The following is a 23,016-nucleotide window of genomic DNA, read 5'->3' on the forward strand; positions in this document are numbered from 1 at the left end:
AGGCTAATGCGGATGTTAGGGGAAGACCAATTGAGCGACACTCGACCTGAAAGTAGTAAGGAATGGAAAATTATCGAAAAAACGATGCTTCAGCTAAGTGCGGAGCAACGCCGCTCCAGGCGCTGGGGGGTGTTCTTCAAACTATTAACGTTTACCTATCTTTTTGCTTTGCTTTACCTCTTTAACGTAAGTGGTGATGGTGCTTCTGTTACTAAAGGTGGAGCGCATACCGCATTGATTGATGTAAATGGTGTTATCGCCGCAAATGAAGATGCCGCAGCTGATGTTGTGGTTCAGGGGCTTCGTGGTGCATTTGAGGACAAAAATACCAAAGGTATTATTCTTCGAATTAATAGTCCTGGCGGTAGTCCAGTGCAATCTGGTTATATCTATGATGAGATAAAAAGGTTAAAAGCACTTAATTCTGACGTTATGGTTTATGCCGTTATTGGCGATATAGGGGCGTCGGGTGCTTATTACATTGCTGCTGCGGCTGATCATATATACGCAGATAAAGCCAGTTTGGTAGGGTCAATTGGAGTGACCGCTGCAGGGTTTGGCTTTGTTGAAACGCTCGATAAGCTCGGTATAGAGCGACGTAACTATACCTCGGGAGCGCATAAAGGTTTCCTTGACCCATTCTCGCCAGAAAAGGAAGAGGAGGTTGAGTTTTGGGGGAAGGTTCTCAAGACTACGCACAATCAGTTTATTGGCAAGGTCAAAGAGGGGCGGGGAGAACGACTGAAGGATAATCCCGATCTATTTACAGGTTTGGTATGGAGCGGGGAGCAGGCGCTAGAGCTTGGACTGATCGATGGGCTGGGAAGTCCTGGCTATGTTGCCCGTGAAGTAATAGGGGTGGAAAATATTGTCGACTTTACTCCGAAGCCAGACCCTTTTGAGAAGTTTACTCAAAGGCTGGGTACCTCAATTGGGAGTGCTATTTCTAATAGTGTAGTTAATGGAGTTATGAAGCTACAATGAGACAGTAGCACTAAGGCAGTAGCACTAAGGCAGTAGCACTAAGGCAGTAGCACTAAGGCAGTAGCACTAAGGCAGTAGCACTAAGGCAGTAGCACTAAGGCAGTAGTACTAAGGAAGTAGCACTAAGACTGTGCTCACAATAAAACGCTTCGATCTATAATACGGTGTTTTAAGATTTTGGTTAATTGGTGCAGTCGGCAAACGCCGACTGTACTTGGTGGCTTGTCGCGCAAAATATTAGCTCAATGGGTTGACTGACTCATTTCTCAGTAGGGTGAGCAGGCGAATCAAGGGGAGCCCTATTAGTGCGTTAAAATCATCCCCCGATAATTTATCAAATAAGCATATCCCCATTCCTTCAACTTTAAAGCTGCCAGCACAGTCGTATGGTTTCTCTATGTTTAAGTAATTTTCTATCTCTCGTGTTGTCAGCGTCCTGAAGTGGACGCGGAATGGTTCTAGAACAAACTGATGGTTGTTCGTTTTACTGTTCAGCAAAGCTAAACCGGTAAGAAATGTCACATGTTTGCCGCTGCAGGCGTTCAGCTGTTTGACGGCGTTTTCATGGCCGTTCGGTTTGGTGAGTACGGTTCCATCATCTAGTGTGGCAATTTGGTCAGACGAAATAATAAGGTGATTTGGGTATTTGTGCCTGATTGCCAGTGCTTTGGCTTTGGTAACCCTTTCCACCATGTCTTTTGGCTGTTCGCCTTCCAGAGCACTTTCATCAATGTTGGGGGCCGCTGTTGAAAAAGGAAGGCATAGCTTTTCCAGGATTTGCTTTCTATACGGAGATGTAGAGGCTAAAACGAGAGGTAACGTGCTCATGTGTGAACCTGTTGGCTGCTTTTAAACAGTATTTGAGTGATATGTTTAGAATATATGCTAATTTCGCCATAATGTTTTGACAATACTTAAATTCGCCCCTAAAATTGCGCGCTTATGTCGAATATGCCCTTACCATTAACTGTTAACCCAGTAAAACTTGCAGAACAGGGAACTGAACTTATTGGTTCAATCGCCTTGAGTAAGCTGCCAAGAGTATCAGAACTACTGGTTAGTTCTGAGGGTGAAGTGAATGCAGAGTTAGTGTTTGGTCGCGATGAGCAAAGGTTAAGAATATTAAGTGGCAAGCTGTCGTGTGACGTGTCTATGGTTTGTCAGCGTTGTCTGGAGCCGGTATCTAAAACGATTCAATCAGAATTTGTTTTGGGGCTTGTGCTAACTGATGAGCAAGCAGTAAATCTTCCAAAGATTTACGAGCCGCTGATGGTTGAGCTGGATGACAATATGGAGCTCTCTGATATACTTGATGAAGAGTTGCTCTTGAGTGTTCCAATGTTTGCTTACCATGAGCCAAAAGACTGTAAGGTTGATGCTTCTGTCGTTGATTTCTATGACGAAGAAGTAGAAGCTGATAAAACTGAAGATAAAAAGCCAAACCCTTTCGGGGTTTTGTCTAACATTAAATTTGATAAGTAACGTCGTATTCTTATCAGAGATTACTTGGGAGTAAATAACCAATGGCAGTTCAAAAGAGTAAAGTAACTCGATCCAGACGTGGACAGCGTCGTTCGCACGATTCACTAAGTGCAGCTACACTATCGACCGATCCGACTACTGGTGAAGTTCATCGTCGTCACCATGTGACTCCTGATGGCTTCCTTCGTGGTAAAAAGGTAATTGAGTCTTCTGACGACTAATACTGCTTTGGTTGACCGAGTCACTGTTGCTGTTGATGCAATGGGTGGGGACTTAGCTCCCCAGGCAACAGTCATCGCAGCACTAGAAAGTCTCAAAAAAAATGAGGCCTTAAGCATTATTCTGGTTGGTAATCAGGATGATCTTGAGGCCTTGTTGCATCCGCAATCTGCTAATAGTTCTCATCCATCGAGTTCTTCATTACCACCAGCTCTTATCCCCCTTGTTAATGACTTCCAAGATAGTGGTCGATTAACAATCCATCATGCGCCAGATGTGGTTCTAATGAGCGACAGGCCTTCTCGAGCCCTGAGAACCAAGCAAAAATCATCAATGGCAATAGCACTTCAGTTAGTCAGGGATGGCGCTGCAGAAGGGTGTGTTAGTGCTGGCAATACGGGGGCGTTGATGCTTTTGGGGCGATCTATACTAGGGATGTGTCCAGGGATTGATAGGCCTGCGATAACCAAACGTCTACCTTCACCAGCAGGATACTGCTATGTTTTGGATCTCGGAGCTAATGTCGATAGTACGGCAGAGCACTTGTACCAATTTGCGTTGATGGGGGCAATATTGGTAGAAGCGATGGAGGGCGTAAAAGCGCCTCGTGTTGCACTTATTAATGTTGGCGAAGAAGAGATTAAAGGCAGTGAGCAGGTCAGGCTTTCATCAACGATGCTGGCTGAGTGTGAAGGGTTAAACTACGTCGGGTTTGTTGAAGGTGGCGATTTATTTAACGGTGTTGCAGATGTCATTGTGTGCGATGGCTTTGTAGGTAATGTTGCCCTTAAAACCGGTGAAGGTGTTGCAAGGCTTGTGCATCAGGCATTGCGTGATATATTCGAAAAACACTGGTATACACGTTTGCTGGGTAAGCTTATTATGCCTTTGCTTGGTGGGCTACTTCAGCAGGTCGATCCTTCGCGGCACAATGGCGCACTCTTTGTTGGTTTACAAGGCGTTGTTGTTAAGAGTCATGGAAATGCAGACTCAGAAGCGTTTGCGTATGCCATTGATCAGGCTTTTGATGAGGCCGAGAGGAAAGTCCCCGACTTAATCAATGACCGCCTTGATGAGTTATTGTTTTAGCGCTGCATATATACTGCTATCCTTCTTATTATTCACGTTAGGCGCTGCTTGGTTATTGGTGCTTAGAGTTATTATGAGCGATTTTTGCAAGTATAGGCTGAGCTGGAAGGCAACTATACCTATAGCTAATCGCATTAACTAAATTTATAAATTACGCTGCAATTATGAAAACATCGATAGTATTTCCAGGTCAGGGATCACAATCAATAGGCATGCTCTCAGAAGCCTATCAAGAGTTTAATACTGTACGTGAGTGCTTTGCTGAAGCCGCTGAGGTTTTGGGTTTTGATATGTGGTCATTAATCAGCAATGGCCCGCTAGAAGAGTTAAATAAAACTGAACATACTCAGCCCGCTATTCTAATTGCAAGTGTTGCGCTTTATCGCGTATGGCAAGAGTTGGGCGGTGCTGAACCTGTGTGTTTAGCTGGTCATAGCCTTGGAGAGTACTCTGCACTGGTAGCTGCTGGAGCGCTGCCCTTTGCTGAGGCTGTAAAGCTCGTTAGATTGCGCGGCCAATTAATGCAAGAGGCTGTTCCTCTCGGCGAAGGCGCGATGGCAGCGGTTATCGGGCTAGATGACAGCGGCGTGATTTCTGCGTGCAATAGTGCTGCAGAGGGCGAGGTCGTATCAGCCGTTAATTTTAATGCGCCTGGACAGGTCGTTATTGCGGGTGCAAAAAATGCAGTTGATAGAGCTATCATTGCGTGCAAAGAAGCGGGTGCGAAAAGGGCGTTACCTCTTCCTGTCAGTGTTCCAGCTCATAGCGCGTTGATGAAACAGGCTGCTGAAAGGTTAGAGCATGCGTTACGCTCCCTTGATTTTAATGATGCCGTAATACCCGTTGTTCAAAATGTCACTGCTGAAATGGAAACCAACAAAGCTAAGCTGATTGATAATTTGGTAAAGCAGTTATACTCGCCAGTGCTCTGGACTCAGAGTGTGAAATGTATTGCAGAGAATGGTGCTGAGGCAATAGTAGAATGTGGCCCGGGGAAAGTGTTAACGGGGTTGGCGAAGCGAATTGATCGAGGTCTCACTGGATTTAACATTGAAAGCCCAGAGAAGCTGCGTGATGCTTTGCAGGAAACGGCAAAGTGATTGTTTGATATTGGGTAAATCAATAAGTCTCTATATACAAATGGTTATGATATGTTGGCCGCTTTCAGCGCGGCGATAACCAAAAAAAGGAGTTTGTTAATGTCTTTAGATAATAAGGTTGCATTGATCACGGGGGCAAGTCGGGGGATTGGGAAGGCTATTGCTAAAACATTGGCTTCTCAAGATTATACTGTTATCGGCACCGCGACTACCGAAGAAGGTGCATCGGCTATATCGCACTATTTTGCCCGTTGGGGGTTGCGCGGTGACGGAATTGTAATGGATGTTTCGAGTTCTGAGTCGGTAGAAGAGGGGATTGATCAGGTTAAATCAGCTTATGGTGTTCCGTTGGTTCTGGTCAACAACGCCGGTATTACGAAGGACAACCTCCTGCTTCGAATGAAGTCAGATGAGTGGGACTCAGTTCTGAACACAAACCTCTCTTCAATGTATCGAACTTCGAAAGCAGTATTAAGGGGTATGTCAAAGGCAAGGTGGGGGCGAATTATTAACGTCAGCTCTGTCGTTGCATCCATGGGGAATGCCGGTCAGGTTAATTACGCCGCTGCAAAGGCAGGAGTTGAAGGTTTTACGCGCTCTCTTGCAAAAGAAATTGCGGGCAGGGGGGTAACGGTAAACTCGGTCGCTCCGGGCTTTATCGAAACGGATATGACAAAGGAATTAAGTGAAGAGCAGGTTAATGCAATGCTTTCAATCATTCCTGCTAAACGGTTGGGTAAGCCAGAAGAAATTGCAGGTGTTGTTGGATTTTTGGCGAGTGAGTCTGCCGGGTATATTACAGGCGAAACAATTAATGTGAACGGCGGAATGTACATGGGGTAGCCCCCTTGGCCGCTTACCAACATTGTTTTTATGTTGAATTCACGCTTGTTTAAGGGGTTATATTCTACTAGACTAGCACGCAACTAAGTGCTTGGTTTATATATAGAGAGGAAAGTATGAGTACTGTCGAAGAGCGCGTTAAAAAGATTGTTTGTGAACAGCTTGGTGTAAAAGAATCTGAAGTTCAAAACACTTCATCTTTTGTAGAAGATTTAGGGGCAGATTCTCTCGATACAGTCGAGTTGGTGATGGCGCTTGAAGAAGAGTTTGAGACTGAAATTCCTGATGAAGAAGCTGAGAAACTAGCGACTGTTCAGAATGCAATTGACTATATTATTTCAAATCAATAACAAATCAGTTTTATTTTAGCCAAGCCATAGGCCGCGCGAATATTATATTTCGGGCGGCTTTTTAGTTTCTAGGCGTGGCATTTACAGCTTGATAGCAGGCTTTGAGAGGTTTCAGATGGCATTGAGGCGAGTAGTAGTTACGGGCACCGGTATGGTTTCACCTTTAGGTACTAATGTAACCGATTCATGGAATGCGGCTATTAAAGGTGTGAGTGGTATTGGTTATATAGAGAGCTTTGACGCTGAAAGCTTTGCGACTAAAATTGGAGGCGCGGTCAAAGGTTTGGACGTCGAGGAATATCTCAGTAAAAAAGAGATTCGAAAAATCGATCGCTTTATGCAGTATGGCTTAATTGCATCCATACAGGCTGTTGAAGATGCGGGCTTAGCAGACTGCAAAGACACAGAGTTGCTTGAAAAAACAGGCGTTGCTATCGGTTCAGGTATTGGTGGGCTCGAAACCATTGAAAACAACTATAAGGCCTTGCTAGAAGGCGGGCCAAGAAAGGTTTCTCCGTTTTTTGTGCCTGGCTCTGTTATCAATATGATTTCAGGTAATTTGGCCATTCGCTACGGCTTTAAAGGTCCCAATATAGCCATCACCACGGCATGTACAACGGGAACCCATAATATAGGCTATGCAGCACGAACTATCGCCTATGGAGACGCAGAAGTAATGATTGCAGGCGGGGCAGAAATGGCTACCACACCAACCGGCGTGGCATCATTCTGCTCGGCTAGAGCGCTGTCGACCCGTAACGATGAGCCGGAGAAGGCGAGTCGACCATGGGATGTTGACCGAGATGGTTTTGTGTTGGGGGATGGTGCAGGAGTTATTGTATTGGAATCGCTGGAGTCAGCCCAAAAACGGGGAGCGAATATTCTTTGTGAGCTTGTCGGTTTTGGAATGAGCGATGATGCGTTCCATATTACGTCCCCACCAGAAAGTGGCGAAGGGGCGCAAATGTCAATGAAAAGAGCGCTTAAAGACGCGGGCATAAATACTTCTGAAATTGACTATATAAACGCCCATGGAACGTCGACGCCACAAGGTGATATAGCCGAGTGCAGAGCGATTAAGGCTGTTTTTGGACAGCACGCGTCAGCATTGAAGATTAGTTCGACCAAATCGATGACCGGGCACTTACTTGGCGCGGCGGGCTCGGTTGAGGCAATATTTTGCATTAATAGTATTTTAAATAGTGTTGTACCGCCAACCATTAACCTTGATAACCCTGATAAAGAGTGTGACTTGAACTTTGTTGCCCATCAGGCTCAAGAGGGCGAGGTACGATACGCGTTGTCAAACTCATTTGGGTTTGGTGGCACTAATGGCTCCTTAGTGTTTGCCAAATTTACGCATTGATACGATTTTCGGAGTGACTGGTTTGTCGGCGTTTCCAGTTCTTATAAATGGTTGTTTGAAACAATCTATAGACATTTTTGACAGAGGGTTCATGTACGGAGACGGTCTTTTCGAGACTGTCAGGGTTGTTAAAGGTATTGCACCCTTATGGGAGTACCATTGTAAAAGGCTAATTAAAGGCTGTGAAAAGCTCAAAATAGAGACTGACGATAAGCTAATTGAGCGGCTATGGTCTGGCCTCAACCGTGTCATCGAAATTGCTGGAACCAAGTCAGACACCTGTATTGTTAAATTGATTATATCAAGAGGTGCTGGTGGCCGTGGCTATCAAGTGCCTGAGCAGAGTACAGCGACCGAAGTCGTTATATGCTATCCAGCTCCAAGCTATTCGTCGACTCACCCATCTGAGGGGGTCAACGTGACCACTTGTCGATATCGTCTGTCTGAGAACTCATATCTAGCAGGAATAAAGCACTTGAACAGACTGGATCAAGTGCTTGCCAGTTCTGAAGTACCCAAATCCTCTTCAGAAGGTATCATGCTTGACCAGCGTGGCCGCTTAATTGAGGGGACAAAGTCTAATATTCTGTTTTTTGGTGATGGCGAGATTGTCTCTCCAGCGACAGACTTATGTGGAGTTGATGGTGTCGCCAGAGACTTTGTTTTCCTGAACGCCCAAGAGCTTGGCTTAAGTGCTCGTTTTGAGAGGGTGTTGCCATCTGCCATACATCAGTTTGAAGGCATGGCCGTGACCAATAGCGTACTAGGTATTTGGCCCGTTCGACAGATGGACGGTGCATTGTTGCCAATAAGCCCTCTGGTATATGATATACAGCGACTTTTTAATGAAAAATTAATGTTCGAGTATAAAGTTTGAAAAAACGATTTATTGTACTAATTATAACGCTGCTCTTGATGTGCCTGGCGGCTCTATCAGCATGGGCATACTACAACTATGAGCTTCAAAAAGTAGTCGTTGCACAAGGCGATACGCTAGATGTGGAGATACAGTCGGGGCAAAGTTTTACCTCCGTTACGCATCAACTGGTTACAAAAGGGGTGTTAACGTCGCCCCAGATTATGAAGGTCTATGGCCGAGTCAGTGGCTTGAGTGGGAAGCTTAAAGCGGGAGAATATAGCTTAAAAGGGGCATTAACGATTCCACAGTTGGTTGACGTTTTTGTTTCAGGTCGCTCTGTTAGTTACCAGATAACCCTTGTAGAAGGGTGGACTTTTAAAGAATTAATCAATGAGCTGTCTCGTCACGACAAGCTGAAAAAAGTGGTTATTGGAAATAAGCCCATGGATATACTTCGTGCTGTGACTGATGAGTATCAACACCCCGAAGGCTTATTTTTCCCGGACACCTACTTGTACAAGAAAAACGATACAGATCTCAGCATTTTGGTTCGCTCGTTTAATCGTATGCAAAAAGTACTAAACGAAGAGTGGGAAGCCCGCAATAAAGACGTACCATTGGCGTCGCCATATGAAGCGCTAATTCTGGCTTCGATAGTAGAAAAAGAAACAGGCGATGCATCTGAGAGGCAGCAGATTGCTGGCGTGTTTGTGCGGCGCATTATTAAAGGAATGAGATTACAAACTGATCCAACTGTTATCTATGGTTTGGGAGATAACTACAAGGGAAATATTACCAGGGCACACTTAAGGCAGTATACGCCGTACAATACCTATAAAATTAACGGCCTTCCTCCGACGCCTATAGCCATGGCGGGCAGAGAGGCAATACATGCCACGTTGCACCCTGACTCATCTAAAACGCTATACTTCGTCGCTAAGGGTAATGGGCTGCATCACTTTTCCGAGACATTGAAAGAACACATCAATGCTGTAAACAAGTACCAAATCTATAATCGAAAAAAGAGCTATCGCTCGACCAAATAATCAGCCAAGCGGGACAATTGAGGTTTATTCATAGTGAAAAAAGGGCTTTTCTTAACGGTAGAGGGGGCTGAGGGTGTTGGAAAGTCCACTAACATTTCGTTTATTCGCAGCACTCTGGAGTCTAAGGGGATTAAGGTTGTTGTAACCAGAGAGCCTGGCGGTACACCGATGGCTGAAGAGATTCGGGAAATCTTACTAAAAAATCGTGACGAACGTGTCGTTGAAAATTCAGAGCTGTTGTTGATGTTTGCGGCTAGGGCCCAGCATATTGAGAATCTGATTAAGCCCGCTCTTTTAAAAGGTCACTGGGTCATTTCAGACCGCTTTACGGATGCAACCTATGCGTATCAAGGCGGGGGGAGAGAAGTGGATGCTGAAAGAATTAGCATTCTTGAGAAGTTCGTACAAGGAAATTTTCGGCCTGATAAAACAATATTATTGGATGCGCCTGTTGAAATTGGTATGGCTAGAGCCCATAAAAGAGGTGAGCTTGACCGATTTGAGAATGAGAAGGGCATGTTCTTTGAACGTGTTAGAAATGTTTATTTGGAAAGACTGAGTAACGAACCTGATCGGTTCGAGTTAATTGATGCATCAAAGCAACTTGTAGACGTTCAGGTTCAACTTAAAAGTGTCGTTGAGTCGATAGTTGATCAGACGGTTTAGAGATAAACGAATGGTACCGGTAGATAACGGTCAACCTTGAGAGTGAGGGATAATATGAAACGAATAATGCTGTTTATTGCGACGAACTTCGCGATACTAATTGTATTGGGCGTTGTTTTGAACGTGGTGTTGCCTATTCTGGGAATTCACCCGGAAGGAACGGGAGGGCTTTTACTTATCTCAGCTGTTTTTGGGATGGGGGGGGCTTTTGTATCACTTGCGATGTCGAAGTGGATCGCCAAAAAAAGTGTTGGAGCTTATGTTATCGAGCAGCCTCGTAATGCTCAAGAGAGCTGGCTTCTAAGCACAGTGAAAAAGCAAGCCGATGCTGCTGGAATAGGCATGCCGGAAGTGGCCATGTATAACTCTCCAGAAATTAATGCATTTGCTACCGGCATGAATAAAAACAGTGCATTGGTTGCCGTCAGTACAGGCTTGCTACAAAGTATGACTCAGGATGAGGCAGAAGCTGTATTGGGCCATGAAGTAAGCCACGTCGCTAACGGTGATATGGTAACAATGACGCTGCTTCAAGGTGTTATGAACACCTTTGTATTTTTCTTTGCTCGAATAGCTGCAAGCGCCATTAGCAGAGGAAGTGATAACAGGTTTATATACTTCATCACCGTGATGTTTTTTCAAGTCGTGTTTGGTGCGCTAGCAAGTATTATCGTTATGTGGTTTTCTCGCTACCGAGAATTTAGAGCAGATGAAGGCGGAGCCGATTTGGCGGGTAAGCAAAAGATGATAAATGCACTTAGAAGGCTGCAGGGAGATAGGACTGAAAGTCAGCTTGATGGTCAGCTAACGGCGTTTGGTATTAGCGGAAAACGTGGAATGTCTGAACTGTTTATGAGCCACCCTCCGCTGGAAAAGCGAATCGCTGCACTGCAAGGGCAAATGTAAAACAGGGGCGATGTAAAAACTGCGCAGCTCTATTATTGAATGAATACGAGAGAGTGGCGCAGTTTTTTAGCTTAAATTGCTTATGAGCCTATTTCTGCTTAGAGCAAATTTCTAGCAGCGTTCCTTTGGTTGAACGTGGATGCATGAAGGCAATTTGATTACCATGAGCACCTTTTCTTGGAACGCTATCAATCATCTCAAAATCAAGGTCAATAAGTCGCTGTATTTCAGCTTCGATATCGTCAACAGCTAATGCGATATGGTGCATACGGCCACCATTTTTATCAATAAACTTTGCAATAGGGCTCGATGGGTCAGTCGCTGCAAGCAATTCAAAGTAAGACTCGCCAACTTTGAAGAATGCGGTTTCAACTTTTTGTTCGTCAACAACTTCGGTGCCCACAAACTCTAGACCTATATTCTTATAGATCTCGATTGCCTCTTCCAGATCAGTTACTGCTATTCCTAAATGGTCTATCTTTTTAATCATGGCTTAAAACTCAAATTGAAAGCCCCTCATCAAAATAGATGAGGGGAGTGTATGTTACTCACTAATACCCATATTGGTATCTTGTGCGCCAACAAGTACAGACATGTTGCCAGACGGGTGCTTGTTTTCATACATCAGTTGATGTGCTTGAGGAAGTTGGTCATAGGTATATGTCATGGCTAAACATGGATCAACTTTTCCTTCTGCAACTAGATCATTAATACCTTTTGCCTGGTCATCATTGGCAAAATGAGAGCCTTGCAGACGTTTTTGGCGCATCCAGTGGTAACGCAGATCCAGGGTGGCATTAAAGCCCGTGGTACCTGCACAAATGACTACCATACCGCCGGTTTCGCACACAAATACTGAGGTAGGGAGCGTTGTTTCACCAGGGTGCTCGAATACAACATCGACGCCACGCTTCTCCCCGATGATATCCCAAATAGCTTTACCAAACTTACGAGCCCCTTTTAGCCACTGACCATACCCTTCCTGATCTTTCCAGTGAGGCATCATTCCCCAGTGGTCAAAGTCATTTCGGTTGATGCAGCCTACTGCGCCTAACTTCATACAGAAGTCGATCTTACTGTCATCAGATATAACGGCAATTGGCTTAGCGCCTTGCGCCTTCGCGATTTGGATTGCCATAGAGCCAATGCCGCCGGCACCACCCCAGACCAGTACAACATCATCTTTTTTAACTGTATTGGGCTGCCACGCCATGAGCATACGGTAGGAAGTTGCGCCTACCAACATATAGGTGGCCGCTGCCTCCCAGCTCAGGTGCTTTGGTTTAGGTAGAAGTTGGTGATCCTGAACTTTTGTAAACTGGGCAAAACTGCCATAGTTTGTTTCGTAGCCCCAGATACGAAAGGTGCTATCGTACATAGGGTCTTTACCTGCTTGCTCCATGGCGCAGTTCTTCTTCCAGCTGCCGCAGTGAGCAACGACCTCGTCACCAACCTTAACATTGGTGACATCCTTGCCGATTTTATAAACAATGCCAGATGCGTCTGATCCACCAATATGGAAGTTTTCGGTTTCACCGGCTTTATTGCGTGCTGCAATGACATTAACGGGAATCCCCAGGCCAGCCCATACATTATTATAGTTAACACCTGCGGCCATAACGTAAACAAGCACTTCGTCATCGCCTATTTCGGGCACATCAAGGGTTTCTTTCTGAAAGGCTTTGGTGGGTTCTCCAAAACGCTCTGGTCGAATGAGCCATGCATGCATTTTTGCAGGTACCTCACCCAAGGGTGGTGTTTCGCCTATTTCGTATAGTTCTTTGGTTGCTGTCATTACAGTTCCCCTATTATTATTAAATTTAAAGATTGAATAGCTGGTTAACCTGCACTGGTTAGAGAAGGTATGAGTGCTCGCATTACACCAATAATGTATTGCTCCTTCTCTTCATAACTTTTATGTAACTTGAGCTCTGACTCTAATGTCGCATCAAAATGAGTTAGCCCAAAGCGGCCAAACTCCTGAAAAACCCACTTTCGAAGATAAAACAGCTCTTGATCCAGGGCTGATTTTCTAACTGATTTGTCCTGATGTAGCTTGAGCAAAAAGCTGGCAAGCTCATCGATACCTTTTTGCTTTAATGCGCTAGTTAAAAATATTTGCTTGGCGTCATCAGCGTTGTGATCGATAGATACATTAACAAGCTTCAAGCTTGACTTAAGCAAGTGATAGCTTTTTTTGGCGAGGCTATCTTCATCACACTTGTTAATAACAAAGGTGTTAGGCACTTCCATTATTCCAGCTTTCATAAACTGGACCTGATCACCTGCAAAGGGTTGAAGAACGAGGCAGGTATGATCACTTAATTGCTCGACTTCAACTTCACTCTGTCCTATGCCAACAGTCTCAATAATGGTGATATCAAACAGGTATCTTAGCAGGCGGGTTACTTGATATGTTTTTTTCCCCACGCCTCCCAAATCCAGATCTGATGCCTGAGAACGAAAAAACAGCCGGTTGTCGTCTACTGGAAAGTTGGTACGTGTTCGGTCTCCCAATAATGAGCCCCCTGACCGTTGACTTGATGGATCCACGGCTAAAACGGCAACTGAGAGTGACGGGGTTTCCTTAAGCATACTCAAGCATAACTCTCCTATCAGGCTGGATTTACCGGCGCCTGGTGTGCCTGTTATGCCGAGAACAAGCCCTTGCTTACGATCACTTTCCGGTTGTTCGCTTAAATAGGTGATTATGCTGTGGCGGGACTGCTTGGCTCGCTCTGTGTTGACCTCGAACAATGAAATTAGCTGGGCGAGAGGCCATTTTTCAAGCCTCTTTGCTCGCGTAACCATCTCCTTTAGCTCAGGAGGCATGATGGACTCAAAGCTGTTTTGACTTTTGCTCATTGATCACGTCCATGATTTCGTCCATTACAGCCATTGGGTCGAAGTCCTTAGGAGTAAATATACGTTTAACTCCCATGTTTTCTAATTTTTCATAATCAGGTTCAGGAATGATGCCACCCAAAATTACTGGAATTGAGTCTTTGGCCCCATTCTTATCCAGCTCATCAAATAGCTGTGCCATGATTTCATTGTGTGAACCTGAAAGTAGCGACACGCCAATTAGGTCTACGTTTTCTTCCAAGGCTGATTGGACAATGTCTGACGCACTGAGCCTAATGCCAAAATATACGACGTCAAAGCCCGCGTGTTTTGCGGCTACAGCAATCATTTCAGCACCGTTTGAGTGGCCGTCTAATCCAGGCTTGCCGACCACAATACGAGGTCTGTAACCATGAGTCTCGATAAAGTCAGATATTTTGTTACGAACCGAGGTCAGGCTATTACTATCGTCGTCAATTGACATTGACTGTCCATCAACACCCGTAGGGGGGCGATACTCGCCGAAGACACTTCGTAACGTCTCGGACCACTCTCCAGTCGTTACTCGTGCTTTAGCACACTCAATGGAGGCTTCCATCAAGTTCGTATTATTTTTTGCATGCTCTGCCAGACGAGCAAGCGCTGCCTTAACCCGTTCGTCGTCTCTTGTTCGTTTGGTCTCCGCCAGTGCGTCGAGCGTCTTTTGAGCCGCTTTGGCGTCTACCATGAATATACCGCCATCGCTGTCGCCGACTAACGGAGACTCAAGCCCTTCCATCCACTTATTTTTACCGACGACTATTTGTTCTCCATTGGCAAGCCGGCCCATTCGCTCGCTCTGAGACGCCACCAAGGCTGATTTCATATAACCTGTTTTAACGGCTTCGACACCGCCTCCCAAGTCAAGAACGCGGTTTATTTCGTCATAAGCCTGGTCTTTTAGTTGTTTAACTTTTGATTCGATGACCACTGACCCTTCCAGAAGATCCGGATACTCGAGCAGGTCTGTTTCATAGGCGAGGATCTGCTGTATTCGTAATGACCACTGTTGATCCCAAGGGCGGGGGAGCGACAGCGCTTCATTCCACGCGGGTAGTTGCAATGCTCGACAGCGTGCCTTCCTGCTCAATGTAACACCTAGCGTTTCGATAAGAATACGCCAGGCGTTGTTCTCTGGCTGTTCTGCTGTTAAGCCAAGCGAGTTAACCTGTACGCCATATCGGAAGCGTCGATATTTGGCGTTTTTTACACCGTATCGCTCTTGTGTGATCTCATCCCACATTTCGCAGAATGCCCGCATTTTTGACACTTCTTCTACGAACCGCATTCCCGCGTTTACGAAGAACGAGATGCGTCCAACGCAGCGCTCAAACTCCTCTTCGCTAAAACAGTCTCGTTCTTTAATGGCATCAAGAATGGTAATAGCTGTAACTAAAGCGAAAGCAAGCTCTTGAACAGGCGTGGCTCCGGCTTCTTGAAGGTGGTAGGAGCAAATGTTTGATGCGTTCCAGCTAGGGATGTTGTGAAGGCAAAACTCATACATATCGACGATAAGCCGCATTGAGTCTTCAGGAGGAAATATGTACGTCCCTCTGGCAAGGTACTCCTTTATAAGGTCGTTTTGGGTTGTGCCCTTCAATTGACTGATGTCAACGCCCCGTTCTTCTGCAAGCGCGACGTACAGTGACAGCAGCCACATTGCCGTGCCATTGATTGTCATTGACGTATTCATTTCTTCAAGCGGTATATTGTCAAAAAGAATATGAAAATCGTCTAACGAGTTGATTGGAACGCCAACTTTGCCAATTTCAGGCTTGGCAATAGGGTGGTCGGAGCTATAACCGCACTGTGTTGCCAGATCCATCGCGATACTTAAACCGGTCTGGCCTTTAGAAAGGTTGTCCCTGTAAAGTTCATTGGTTGCCCATACGTTGGTGTGTCCGGCATAGGTACGGAAAATCCAGGGGCGGTCTCGCGTAGGCTTACCGTCCTTATCATAGATCGTGTGGCTGTTTTGTTCAGTCATAGTCCCTTCCTGAATTTAGGCGGCATTCTCAATAAGTGAGCGGGCAATTACCTTAAGTGCGAGCGTTTCCTCTGCGCCCTCAAAAATTGATAAGACCCGAGCATCGATCCAGTACCGGCTTACAGCGGACTCTTCAGCATAGCCCATGCCTCCGTGGATTTGCATGGCTTCCCGGCTTAACCACTCTGAGCTTTTGCAGGCAAAGAGTTTGACTAAACTGGCTTCCATTTGTCCTTTTCCTTCATCCATTAGTCGTCCTACTGCATAGGTGAACTGTCTGGATGAGGTCAATAAGGTGGCCATCTTGGCCAGCTTTACTAGTGTTAGCTGATACTCGCCAATAGGCGCGCCGAACACTTTACGTTCTTTGGCATAATTGATACCTGCTTCAAATGCGGCTTGCATTAAACCGTTGGCTCGGGCTGCGGTTTGTATGCGTCCACCAGAGAACCCTGCCATGGTGTAGTAAAAGCCTTTTCCTAGCCCGGCTTCACCACCTAAGAGGTTTGAATCGGGTACAAATACATCATCATAAAATACATCGAATGAGTGCATGCCACGATAACCAATGGTTGGAATGGCTTTACCGGTGAGCTTGCCTCCGCCTTCTTGTTGGTACTCAAAGTCGTGTCCGTCAAAAGAGGGCTTTTCGACCAGAAACATACTGAGACCTTTGTGGCCAAGGCTCGGGTCTGGGTCTGTTCTGGCGAGGGTAAGCAAAACGCCTGCTTTGCCACCAAATGTGCACCAGGTTTTTGCACCATTGAGTTTCCAGCCGCCTTCGACTCGCTCGGCTTTTAACTTCATGCCCGCTACGTCTGAGCCATAATCCGGTTCAGTTATCGCGACAGCACAAAACGGGTCTGCCGCCGCTAGCTTTGGTAGCCAATACTGTTTTTGCTTTTCTGTTCCACCAGCCATTAGCGCTCGTGAGAGGATCTCGGGTCGAGTAATCAGGCTTCCCGCTGCGGCTAACGAACCTCTTGAAAGCTCTTCAGTAACAACGATCATTCCCATATTGTCTTCTTGGTCATCTGGCTGAAGGCCTTCGTACTTCTCCGGAATAGATAGCCCGAAACAGCCCATTTCAACCAGTGTATTGAGGATTTCATCCGGGACAATCAAATCGTGTCGGTGGATCTCTTCTGCCAATGGCATCACAACGTCTGATGCGAAGTTTCTAAAGGTTTCACGCATGATCTCTTTATCTTCTTCCAAAACGTAGTCGCCGGTGCGTCCGTTTTCCTGTAATGCTAGCTGACCAAGCGCTACCAACTTTTCGGTTGCCAGGTGTTCGTCACAAAATGCCTGAACTGAAGAGGAATCCAGCGTGTTCGAAAAATCTTCCATAGAGAGGCCGAACTCTCTTTTTCTCGGCGCTAGACGACTCCGGATGTTCTGAAGAATCTCAGCGCAAAACTGTAAGGTTACACGTTCTTCAATTTGCAGTTCTGGATGGTTATCCCTGTTTGACCTGATTTTTCGAGCATAATCGATCATACACTTGGCACCCGCTAGCTCTGCTGCCGAAAATGCAAGGTCGTACGATACCAGTTGATACTGGTCTAACTTAGTGGCGGATACTCGACCAGCTTCGTTTAAGCAGCTGCTTTTAATAAAGCTAAGTGACTTATTAAGTAGTTGTTGCCCTGATTCGACGGCAACAAGTGCCTGGTCAATCAGTTGTGAAGGGTGCTGAGACAAGAGGCCTCCTAAGTAGCGTTATAGGCAATAGCTTTTTATAAACCAGACTAAAGAAATTAGTACCGTTTGATAAATTTGCAACAAATGACAAACATACTATTTGTCGAAACTGTATTAGCCTAAAGTATTAGTTAATGATGCTCGGTATCGTATATTAATTACCAATATAACAAAAGAAAATGTGGGGGCTTTGCGCTAAAAGCGGGCATCTATGTGATTTTTATCAAAAAATAGCCCGCATTTAGTGCATTAATGGTGCTTTTTAGCTAAAAAATTAAGTAATTTTATAGCGCGTTGGTCTGAGGGGTGATCAGTATTTTGCCGGTGTGCTTGTTTGATTTGAGCAGTTTGAATGCCTCTTTATAGCAATCCAAATCAAACTTCTTAGCAATGATAGGCGTTAGTTGCTGAGAATTTATACCTTGTGTGATTTTTCTTACACAATCACCTAACACTTCCTGATTATCTAACACTATGTCTAAGGTAAAGCCTTTAATGGTTAGTCGTCTTTTCATTAATACGCCTGCATGTATATCCATCGGGCGCCGGTCGAGCATTCCTTGTATAACTATTCTGGAGTCTCTGGCTGAACCCTGAACCAAGTAACGGGTATCAGGGCCAGCAACGGCATCAAAAACCAGGTCTGTGCCAGTGCCGTTGGTAATTGTTTTAATTCGCTCAACATAATCTCCATTTTTCATGTTGATAACGTGCTGGGCCCCCAGTTTTTTAAGCTGGCTAACCTTATCATCACTGGTTGTTGTCGCGATGGAGGTGGCGCCACGCATGTTTGCAATTTGGATGGCTGCAATACCGACAGAGCTTGATGCGGCGGTGATAACAACCGTTTGCCCTTGCGTTAAACCTCCGTCAGTAACCAAACCGCCCCATGCTGTTAGATACTGCATCCAAATTGACGCGGCGTCTTCATCGGATACAGACTCGGGCGTCGCTATTAAATTGTTAGCGTTGTAGATACCGTATTCAGCGAAACAACCGTCGCGGCTAACGTCTAATGCGAGTGGGGTGATCGCAACCCTGTCACCAACGCGGTAGCTAACACCTTCTCCTACCGCATCGATAATTCCAGCGCCTTCGAACCCAAGCCGGCTATACGCGTATTGTTCACTTGCGGGTTGTGTACAATCACTTTCCCCTAGAGGTAAGAATGTTGGTTTGAAAAAGTAACGACCTTCCGGAAAAAGCGTATCCGAGCGGTTTAGGCCTGCGGAGGTGAGTTTCAGTCTAACCTGGCCTTTACCCGGCATTGGTAATGGCAGATCAGCGAGCTCAATTGAATCTATCGGCCCTTGCTCTTTAAAAATAAGTGCACGCATATAAAAGACCCCGTTAGATTTGAGTGATGATCATGCATTTTGATGATATGAATAGCAAAAATGGATTTATAGCATACTGTGGTTTATGATTCTGGAAAAATTTTAGGGAGTTACGTATGAAAGGTATCCTGTCAGGTATGAGGGTCGTTGAGGCCTCAGCATTTGTTGCTGCGCCACTAGGAGGGATGACACTAGCACAATTGGGAGCAGATGTTATTCGTGTCGATGCCATTGGCGGCGGGCTGGATTATCGCCGGTGGCCAGTTACCGATGACAACGTAAGCTTATTCTGGGCTGGCCTTAATAAGTCTAAGCGGTCAGTTGCGATTAACTTTCGATCCCCTGAAGGGGCAGAGCTTGCTCGCCAGATTATTACCGCGCCCGGTAAAGAAGCGGGTATGCTGCTTACCAACTTTCCGCCTAAAGGTTGGCTCTCATTTGAAGAGCTGGCAACTCATAGACCGGATCTAATCCAGTTAACAATACAGGGAGACAGGCATGGTGGGTCGGCGGTTGACTATACCGTTAACCCGTCTATTGGGCTGCCTTTTTTAACTGGAAGTGCAGAAAGTAAGGAGCCTTCTAACCACGTACTGCCTGCCTGGGATCTGGTTACAGGACAGATGGCTGCTTTGGGTTTGCTTGCTGCTGAGCGCCACCGCAACCGAACGGGAGAAGGTCAGCATGTAAAATTAGCACTGGCTGATGCGGCAATGGCCGTAATGGGGCATTTAGGTTTTATCGCTGAAGCGCAATTGGGAGAAGAGCGGCCTCGGTATGGCAATTACTTGTTTGGCGCGTTTGGCCGAGACTTTTTAACTTCGGATGGTGCACGAGTCATGGTGATAGGGTTGACTGGTCGCCAATGGAAGTCGCTATGTAATGCAACGGATACAACCGCAGCCATGGCCTCACTTAGTGACAGGCTTAAGCTGGATCTCTCGCAAGAAGGGAACCGCTTTACTGCTCGGGATCAGATTTCAGAGCTTATCGGTGGCTGGATTTCAAACCATACCTATGCACAGGTAGAGGCATCGTTTAATTCAAATGGAGTTTGCTGGAGCCGTTATCGGACGGTTAAGCAAATGGTTGAAACTAATCCTGATTGTTCTGCTGACAACCCGATGTTTAATAGTATCGATCAGGCGGGGGTTGGAAGTTATTTAGCTGCTGGAGCGCCTTGGAGTTTCTCGGCTTTTGAGCGAGAGCCAGCAAAGCCAGCTCCGAAACTGGGGCAACATACAGATGAAGTATTATCTGAGTTACTGGGGTTTGATTCACCTCAGATCGGAGCGCTTCATGATAAAGGCATCATCGCCGGAGCTTAAGGATTAAGCTCTATCCTGGGATTGAACTGGTTCATTAATAAAACAAATAAGGCAAATACATGTCCGCCATCGATATAACGCATTTACAAACCTGGGTCGGAAAACAGGAAACCCTGCACGATGATATTTCACTGTTCCCTGCTCAGGCATTAGCTGCTGCCCTTGATAACGAACTATTGCCAAGCAAAGGTGATGCATTGCCACCTTTTTGGGAGTGGTTGTACTTTTTACCCACGCCAAGGGCGTCTTCAACTGGGGCTGACGGGCACCCTGCCAAGGGTGGTTTTTTACCACCCGTACCACTACCAAGAAGAATGTGGGCGGCCGGGGAGGCAAACTATAATAAATCTCTTATTATCGGAAACCCTGCCAGGCGTGTCTCTACGATTGACTCCGTTGAATTAAAAGAAGGAAATACCGGCACATTGGTGTTCGTTGCGGTTAAGCACGAAATTTATCAGGGTGATGCGCTTTGTATTAGCCAAGTGCAGAATATCGTATATAGGGAGCAGCCTGCTGAGGGCGCTGCCTTGCCTCCTGTTAAGGCCCCGCCTGAGGATGCCACCTGGAGCCAAGTGATTACACCCGACCCTGTTTTACTGTTTCGTTACTCGGCCTTAACGTTTAATGGCCATCGTATCCATTATGATCGGGATTATGCGGTCAAAGAGGAGCTGTACCCCGCATTGGTTGTTCATGGCCCGTTGTTAGTCACGTTGTTGCTTGAGCTGGCTCGAACTGAGTTGCCTGAAGAGGCATTATCACACATCCGGTTTCGTGCGGTTCGCCCAACATTTGATACAGAGCCGTTTAACGTTGAAGCAAAGCGGGATGGTGACAATTTACAGCTTTGGTCAGTGGATAGCAGCAATGCGTTATGCATGAAAATTGATGCTCGACTAAATGAGGAAACAGATAAATGAAGCATTCTCTATATCCCGGTTGGCGTTCACTGCTATTCATTCCGGTACATGTCGACAAATTTGTAGCAAAGGCCCACACAAGAGGTGCTGATGCTTATATTCTTGACCTTGAAGACAGTGTGCCACTGGCCGAGAAAGACGCTGCCCGTGGTAAAGTGATTGCTGCGGCCAAGCAGGTATCTGTAGAAGGGGCGTCAGCGCTGGTTCGTATTAATCTCGATCAGGATATGGCACAGCTGGATCTCGAAGCGTCGATTGACGTGTCCGTAAAAGCAGTTGTAATCCCCAAAGTTGAAAGTGCAGATCAGGTCGTGGCAATTGCACAGAAGATAGAACAGCTAGAGACAGAGCGGGGAATAGAGAATGGTCACACACTGTTAATTGCGATGATCGAATCTGTCGAGGCGCTGCCCAAGCTTGATGAAATCGCTGACGCCCACCCCCGTGTTGTGTCGGTTACATTGGGCTCTGAAGACTTCTCCGCTTCGGCGGGAATGCATTCAATTCCCGAGACGTTGCTGCTTCCAAATCAGATGATTGCTTTCGCATGTAGAAGGGCTGGAATCTCGCCTTTAGGGTTTCCCGGCTCAATTGCTGACTATAGTGACTTGGATCTGTTTCGTAAAACGATTCAGCTTGCAGATAAATTTGGGTTTGTTGGAGCATTTTGCATCCACCCCAAGCAGGCCGATATTCTTAATGAGGAGCTGATGCCTGGTGAAGATGATGTACAACATGCGAGAGGGTTGATTGAGGCGTTTGAGAAAGGGTTGGAAGAAGGGCGGGGCGCGGTAGAGTATCGTGGCAAAATGATCGACATGCCTGTTGTTATCGCTGCAAAGGAGTTGATCAGGCGTTTTGAGAGTATTGTTCAATCTTAATCAAGTCGAGCGCACTCTCAGTGTCGAGGCGCAGCTAACCTCCGACACTGAGGGGGGCACACTTCCAAATACTACTCGTCGCTGACTTTTAGTACGATCTTTCCTATATGTTGGTTGCTTTCCATTAGCTGGTGAGCGCTAGCGGCTTCTTCGAGCTGAAAGGTTTTTGCAATAACAGGTTTTATTGCTCCTGACTCGATGAGTGGCCATACTTTTTCTTTTAAATTTTTTGCGATGGCTGCTTTTTGTTGCTCTGTTTGTGGGCGAAGTGTGGAGCCGGTCAGTGTCAGGCGTTTGAGCATGATGGGAAGGAAGTTTGTTTTCACAACAGGCCCTTGAAGGTATGCTATGTTGACAATTCGGCCATCCATTGCGGCGACTTTCAGGTTTTTTGATATGTACTCACCTCCGACCATATCAAGTATGACATCGACGCCTTTTCCTGCTGTGGCTTCTTTGATCACGTCAACAAAATCAGATTCATGGTAGTTGATCGCCAAGTCTGCTCCTAATTCCAGGCATGCGTCACATTTTGTTTCACTTCCTGCGGTGGTAAACACGCTTGCACCCAATGCTTTGGCCATTTGAATTGCGGTAGTGCCTATTCCACTGGAACCACCATGAACCAACAATGTTTCGCCTTGCTTCAACCCGCACCGGTCAAAGACATTACTCCATACGGTGAAAAATGTTTCAGGAAGTGCAGCTGCCTCAACAAAAGACAGATTTTTGGGGATAGGCATGCATTGTGATGCGGGAGCGCAAACCTGTTCAGCATAACCCCCTCCATTTGTCAGTGCGCAAACGTGATCACCAATACTCCAGCTATCTACTTTATCGCCTAGCGCAATTATTTCACCGGCTACTTCCAGGCCAAGAATGGGTGATGCGCCGGCAGGAGCGGGGTAAAGCCCCTGACGTTGTACGACATCTGGTCTATTGACTCCAGCGGCTATTACTCTGATCTGTACTTCGTTATCGCCCGGGTGTGGCGGGGGGGTAGTATTGGTGAAAAGAACTTCGGGGGCACCAAATTCAGTGATGTCGATAAATTTCATGTTGT

Annotated in this window: 23 protein-coding genes; 15 read left to right on the plus strand and 8 right to left on the minus strand. The window is 46.1% G+C overall.

From position 1 onward, the window contains the following. The first annotated feature begins 12 nt into the window (after positions 1-12). Positions 13-984: a S49 family peptidase gene (locus tag MY523_RS06335; RefSeq protein WP_250657953.1), complete on the plus strand. Its 972-nt coding sequence runs from the start codon at positions 13-15 to the stop codon at positions 982-984. A 237-nt stretch (positions 985-1,221) separates the two neighbouring features. Here MY523_RS06335 and MY523_RS06340 read toward each other — a convergent pair whose 3' ends face one another. After that, positions 1,222-1,812, minus strand: a complete 591-nt coding sequence (locus tag MY523_RS06340) for a Maf family protein (RefSeq protein ID WP_250657954.1) — start codon at positions 1,810-1,812, stop codon at positions 1,222-1,224. A 114-nt stretch (positions 1,813-1,926) separates the two neighbouring features. On the opposite strand from MY523_RS06340, the gene MY523_RS06345 reads away from it, so the two are divergent. The 11 genes from MY523_RS06345 to htpX all read left to right on the plus strand — a co-directional run bounded on the left by MY523_RS06345 (position 1,927) and on the right by htpX (position 10,910). Then, positions 1,927-2,466, plus strand: coding sequence for a YceD family protein (locus MY523_RS06345; protein ID WP_250657955.1), 540 nt, complete (start codon positions 1,927-1,929; stop codon positions 2,464-2,466). A gap of 41 nt (positions 2,467-2,507) precedes the next feature. After that, positions 2,508-2,687: a 50S ribosomal protein L32 gene (gene rpmF / locus MY523_RS06350; RefSeq protein ID WP_250657956.1), complete on the plus strand. Its 180-nt coding sequence runs from the start codon at positions 2,508-2,510 to the stop codon at positions 2,685-2,687. Continuing rightward, positions 2,677-3,774, plus strand: a complete 1,098-nt coding sequence (gene plsX, locus MY523_RS06355; protein ID WP_370301519.1) for a phosphate acyltransferase PlsX — start codon at positions 2,677-2,679, stop codon at positions 3,772-3,774. Before rpmF ends, plsX begins: the two co-directional genes overlap by 11 nt. 161 nt (positions 3,775-3,935) lie before the next feature. Next, positions 3,936-4,874: an ACP S-malonyltransferase gene (fabD, locus tag MY523_RS06360; RefSeq protein WP_250658783.1), complete on the plus strand. Its 939-nt coding sequence runs from the start codon at positions 3,936-3,938 to the stop codon at positions 4,872-4,874. A gap of 99 nt (positions 4,875-4,973) precedes the next feature. Further along, positions 4,974-5,717 carry a 3-oxoacyl-ACP reductase FabG gene (gene fabG / locus MY523_RS06365; protein ID WP_250657958.1) on the plus strand — a complete coding sequence of 248 codons (744 nt, stop codon included), beginning with the start codon at positions 4,974-4,976 and terminating at the stop codon, positions 5,715-5,717. 116 nt (positions 5,718-5,833) lie between these two features. Then, positions 5,834-6,067 carry an acyl carrier protein gene (acpP, locus tag MY523_RS06370; protein WP_250657959.1) on the plus strand — a complete coding sequence of 78 codons (234 nt, stop codon included), beginning with the start codon at positions 5,834-5,836 and terminating at the stop codon, positions 6,065-6,067. Between the two features lie 115 nt (positions 6,068-6,182). After that, on the plus strand, positions 6,183-7,433 hold the full coding sequence (fabF, locus tag MY523_RS06375; protein WP_250657960.1) for a beta-ketoacyl-ACP synthase II: 1,251 nt from the start codon (positions 6,183-6,185) through the stop codon (positions 7,431-7,433). Between the two features lie 13 nt (positions 7,434-7,446). Continuing rightward, on the plus strand, positions 7,447-8,310 hold the full coding sequence (pabC, locus tag MY523_RS06380) for an aminodeoxychorismate lyase (protein ID WP_256470554.1): 864 nt from the start codon (positions 7,447-7,449) through the stop codon (positions 8,308-8,310). Then, positions 8,307-9,338 carry an endolytic transglycosylase MltG gene (gene mltG / locus MY523_RS06385; protein ID WP_250657962.1) on the plus strand — a complete coding sequence of 344 codons (1,032 nt, stop codon included), beginning with the start codon at positions 8,307-8,309 and terminating at the stop codon, positions 9,336-9,338. The genes pabC and mltG overlap by 4 nt, the downstream gene beginning before the upstream one ends. 33 nt (positions 9,339-9,371) lie before the next feature. Beyond that, a complete protein-coding gene (gene tmk, locus MY523_RS06390; protein WP_250657963.1) occupies positions 9,372-10,004 on the plus strand; it encodes a dTMP kinase in 633 nt (210 codons plus the stop codon). Between the two features lie 54 nt (positions 10,005-10,058). Continuing rightward, positions 10,059-10,910: a protease HtpX gene (gene htpX / locus MY523_RS06395; protein WP_250657964.1), complete on the plus strand. Its 852-nt coding sequence runs from the start codon at positions 10,059-10,061 to the stop codon at positions 10,908-10,910. A gap of 88 nt (positions 10,911-10,998) precedes the next feature. On the opposite strand, the gene mce is transcribed toward htpX, so the two are convergent. The 6 genes from mce to MY523_RS06425 all read right to left on the minus strand — a co-directional run bounded on the left by mce (position 10,999) and on the right by MY523_RS06425 (position 18,821). After that, positions 10,999-11,400 carry a methylmalonyl-CoA epimerase gene (gene mce, locus MY523_RS06400; protein WP_250657965.1) on the minus strand — a complete coding sequence of 134 codons (402 nt, stop codon included), beginning with the start codon at positions 11,398-11,400 and terminating at the stop codon, positions 10,999-11,001. Positions 11,401-11,454: 54 nt separating this feature from the next. After that, the gene (gene ccrA, locus MY523_RS06405) at positions 11,455-12,705 is read right to left on the minus strand and encodes a crotonyl-CoA carboxylase/reductase (protein ID WP_250657966.1); all 1,251 of its coding nucleotides are present in this window, start codon (positions 12,703-12,705) and stop codon (positions 11,455-11,457) included. Positions 12,706-12,749: 44 nt separating this feature from the next. After that, complete coding sequence (locus MY523_RS06410) at positions 12,750-13,775, minus strand: P-loop NTPase family protein (protein ID WP_250657967.1); 1,026 nt, start codon at positions 13,773-13,775, stop codon at positions 12,750-12,752. Next, on the minus strand, positions 13,750-15,780 hold the full coding sequence (locus MY523_RS06415) for a protein meaA (RefSeq protein WP_250657968.1): 2,031 nt from the start codon (positions 15,778-15,780) through the stop codon (positions 13,750-13,752). Before MY523_RS06415 ends, MY523_RS06410 begins: the two co-directional genes overlap by 26 nt. 15 nt (positions 15,781-15,795) lie before the next feature. After that, entirely contained in the window at positions 15,796-17,484 is a 1,689-nt protein-coding gene (locus MY523_RS06420; protein ID WP_250657969.1) for an acyl-CoA dehydrogenase family protein, read from the minus strand. Between the two features lie 284 nt (positions 17,485-17,768). Beyond that, positions 17,769-18,821: a zinc-dependent alcohol dehydrogenase family protein gene (locus MY523_RS06425; RefSeq protein WP_250657970.1), complete on the minus strand. Its 1,053-nt coding sequence runs from the start codon at positions 18,819-18,821 to the stop codon at positions 17,769-17,771. 116 nt (positions 18,822-18,937) lie between these two features. On the opposite strand from MY523_RS06425, the gene MY523_RS06430 reads away from it, so the two are divergent. The 3 genes from MY523_RS06430 to MY523_RS06440 are packed head-to-tail and all read left to right on the plus strand — an operon-like array spanning position 18,938 to position 21,953. Continuing rightward, positions 18,938-20,149 carry a CoA transferase gene (locus MY523_RS06430; protein WP_250657971.1) on the plus strand — a complete coding sequence of 404 codons (1,212 nt, stop codon included), beginning with the start codon at positions 18,938-18,940 and terminating at the stop codon, positions 20,147-20,149. A gap of 59 nt (positions 20,150-20,208) precedes the next feature. Further along, positions 20,209-21,072, plus strand: a complete 864-nt coding sequence (locus tag MY523_RS06435) for an HTD2 family dehydratase (RefSeq protein ID WP_250657972.1) — start codon at positions 20,209-20,211, stop codon at positions 21,070-21,072. Next, positions 21,069-21,953 (plus strand): HpcH/HpaI aldolase/citrate lyase family protein, encoded by an 885-nt coding sequence (locus MY523_RS06440; protein WP_250657973.1) that lies wholly within the window; start codon positions 21,069-21,071, stop codon positions 21,951-21,953. Before MY523_RS06435 ends, MY523_RS06440 begins: the two co-directional genes overlap by 4 nt. A gap of 71 nt (positions 21,954-22,024) precedes the next feature. Here the strand turns inward: MY523_RS06440 and MY523_RS06445 are convergent, their stop codons facing one another. After that, a complete protein-coding gene (locus MY523_RS06445; RefSeq protein ID WP_250657974.1) occupies positions 22,025-23,011 on the minus strand; it encodes an NAD(P)H-quinone oxidoreductase in 987 nt (328 codons plus the stop codon). Between the last annotated feature and the right edge of the window lie 5 nt (positions 23,012-23,016).

The sequence above is a fragment of the Alkalimarinus coralli genome (assembly GCF_023650515.1).
GTDB classification, from domain to species: domain Bacteria; phylum Pseudomonadota; class Gammaproteobacteria; order Pseudomonadales; family Oleiphilaceae; genus Alkalimarinus; species Alkalimarinus coralli.

What these genes read in the sequence shown, in the direction of transcription:
- MY523_RS06335 (WP_250657953.1), top strand. Translation starts at nt 13, where the DNA reads ATGTTAGGGGAAGACCAATTGAGCGACACTCGACCTGAAAGTAGTAAG.
- MY523_RS06340 (WP_250657954.1), bottom strand. Translation starts at nt 1,812, where the DNA reads ATGAGCACGTTACCTCTCGTTTTAGCCTCTACATCTCCGTATAGAAAG.
- MY523_RS06345 (WP_250657955.1), top strand. Translation starts at nt 1,927, where the DNA reads ATGTCGAATATGCCCTTACCATTAACTGTTAACCCAGTAAAACTTGCA.
- rpmF (WP_250657956.1), top strand. Translation starts at nt 2,508, where the DNA reads ATGGCAGTTCAAAAGAGTAAAGTAACTCGATCCAGACGTGGACAGCGT.
- fabG (WP_250657958.1), top strand. Translation starts at nt 4,974, where the DNA reads ATGTCTTTAGATAATAAGGTTGCATTGATCACGGGGGCAAGTCGGGGG.
- acpP (WP_250657959.1), top strand. Translation starts at nt 5,834, where the DNA reads ATGAGTACTGTCGAAGAGCGCGTTAAAAAGATTGTTTGTGAACAGCTT.
- fabF (WP_250657960.1), top strand. Translation starts at nt 6,183, where the DNA reads ATGGCATTGAGGCGAGTAGTAGTTACGGGCACCGGTATGGTTTCACCT.
- htpX (WP_250657964.1), top strand. Translation starts at nt 10,059, where the DNA reads ATGAAACGAATAATGCTGTTTATTGCGACGAACTTCGCGATACTAATT.
- mce (WP_250657965.1), bottom strand. Translation starts at nt 11,400, where the DNA reads ATGATTAAAAAGATAGACCATTTAGGAATAGCAGTAACTGATCTGGAA.
- ccrA (WP_250657966.1), bottom strand. Translation starts at nt 12,705, where the DNA reads ATGACAGCAACCAAAGAACTATACGAAATAGGCGAAACACCACCCTTG.
- MY523_RS06410 (WP_250657967.1), bottom strand. Translation starts at nt 13,775, where the DNA reads ATGAGCAAAAGTCAAAACAGCTTTGAGTCCATCATGCCTCCTGAGCTA.
- MY523_RS06415 (WP_250657968.1), bottom strand. Translation starts at nt 15,780, where the DNA reads ATGACTGAACAAAACAGCCACACGATCTATGATAAGGACGGTAAGCCT.
- MY523_RS06425 (WP_250657970.1), bottom strand. Translation starts at nt 18,821, where the DNA reads ATGCGTGCACTTATTTTTAAAGAGCAAGGGCCGATAGATTCAATTGAG.
- MY523_RS06430 (WP_250657971.1), top strand. Translation starts at nt 18,938, where the DNA reads ATGAAAGGTATCCTGTCAGGTATGAGGGTCGTTGAGGCCTCAGCATTT.
- MY523_RS06435 (WP_250657972.1), top strand. Translation starts at nt 20,209, where the DNA reads ATGTCCGCCATCGATATAACGCATTTACAAACCTGGGTCGGAAAACAG.
- MY523_RS06440 (WP_250657973.1), top strand. Translation starts at nt 21,069, where the DNA reads ATGAAGCATTCTCTATATCCCGGTTGGCGTTCACTGCTATTCATTCCG.
- MY523_RS06445 (WP_250657974.1), bottom strand. Translation starts at nt 23,011, where the DNA reads ATGAAATTTATCGACATCACTGAATTTGGTGCCCCCGAAGTTCTTTTC.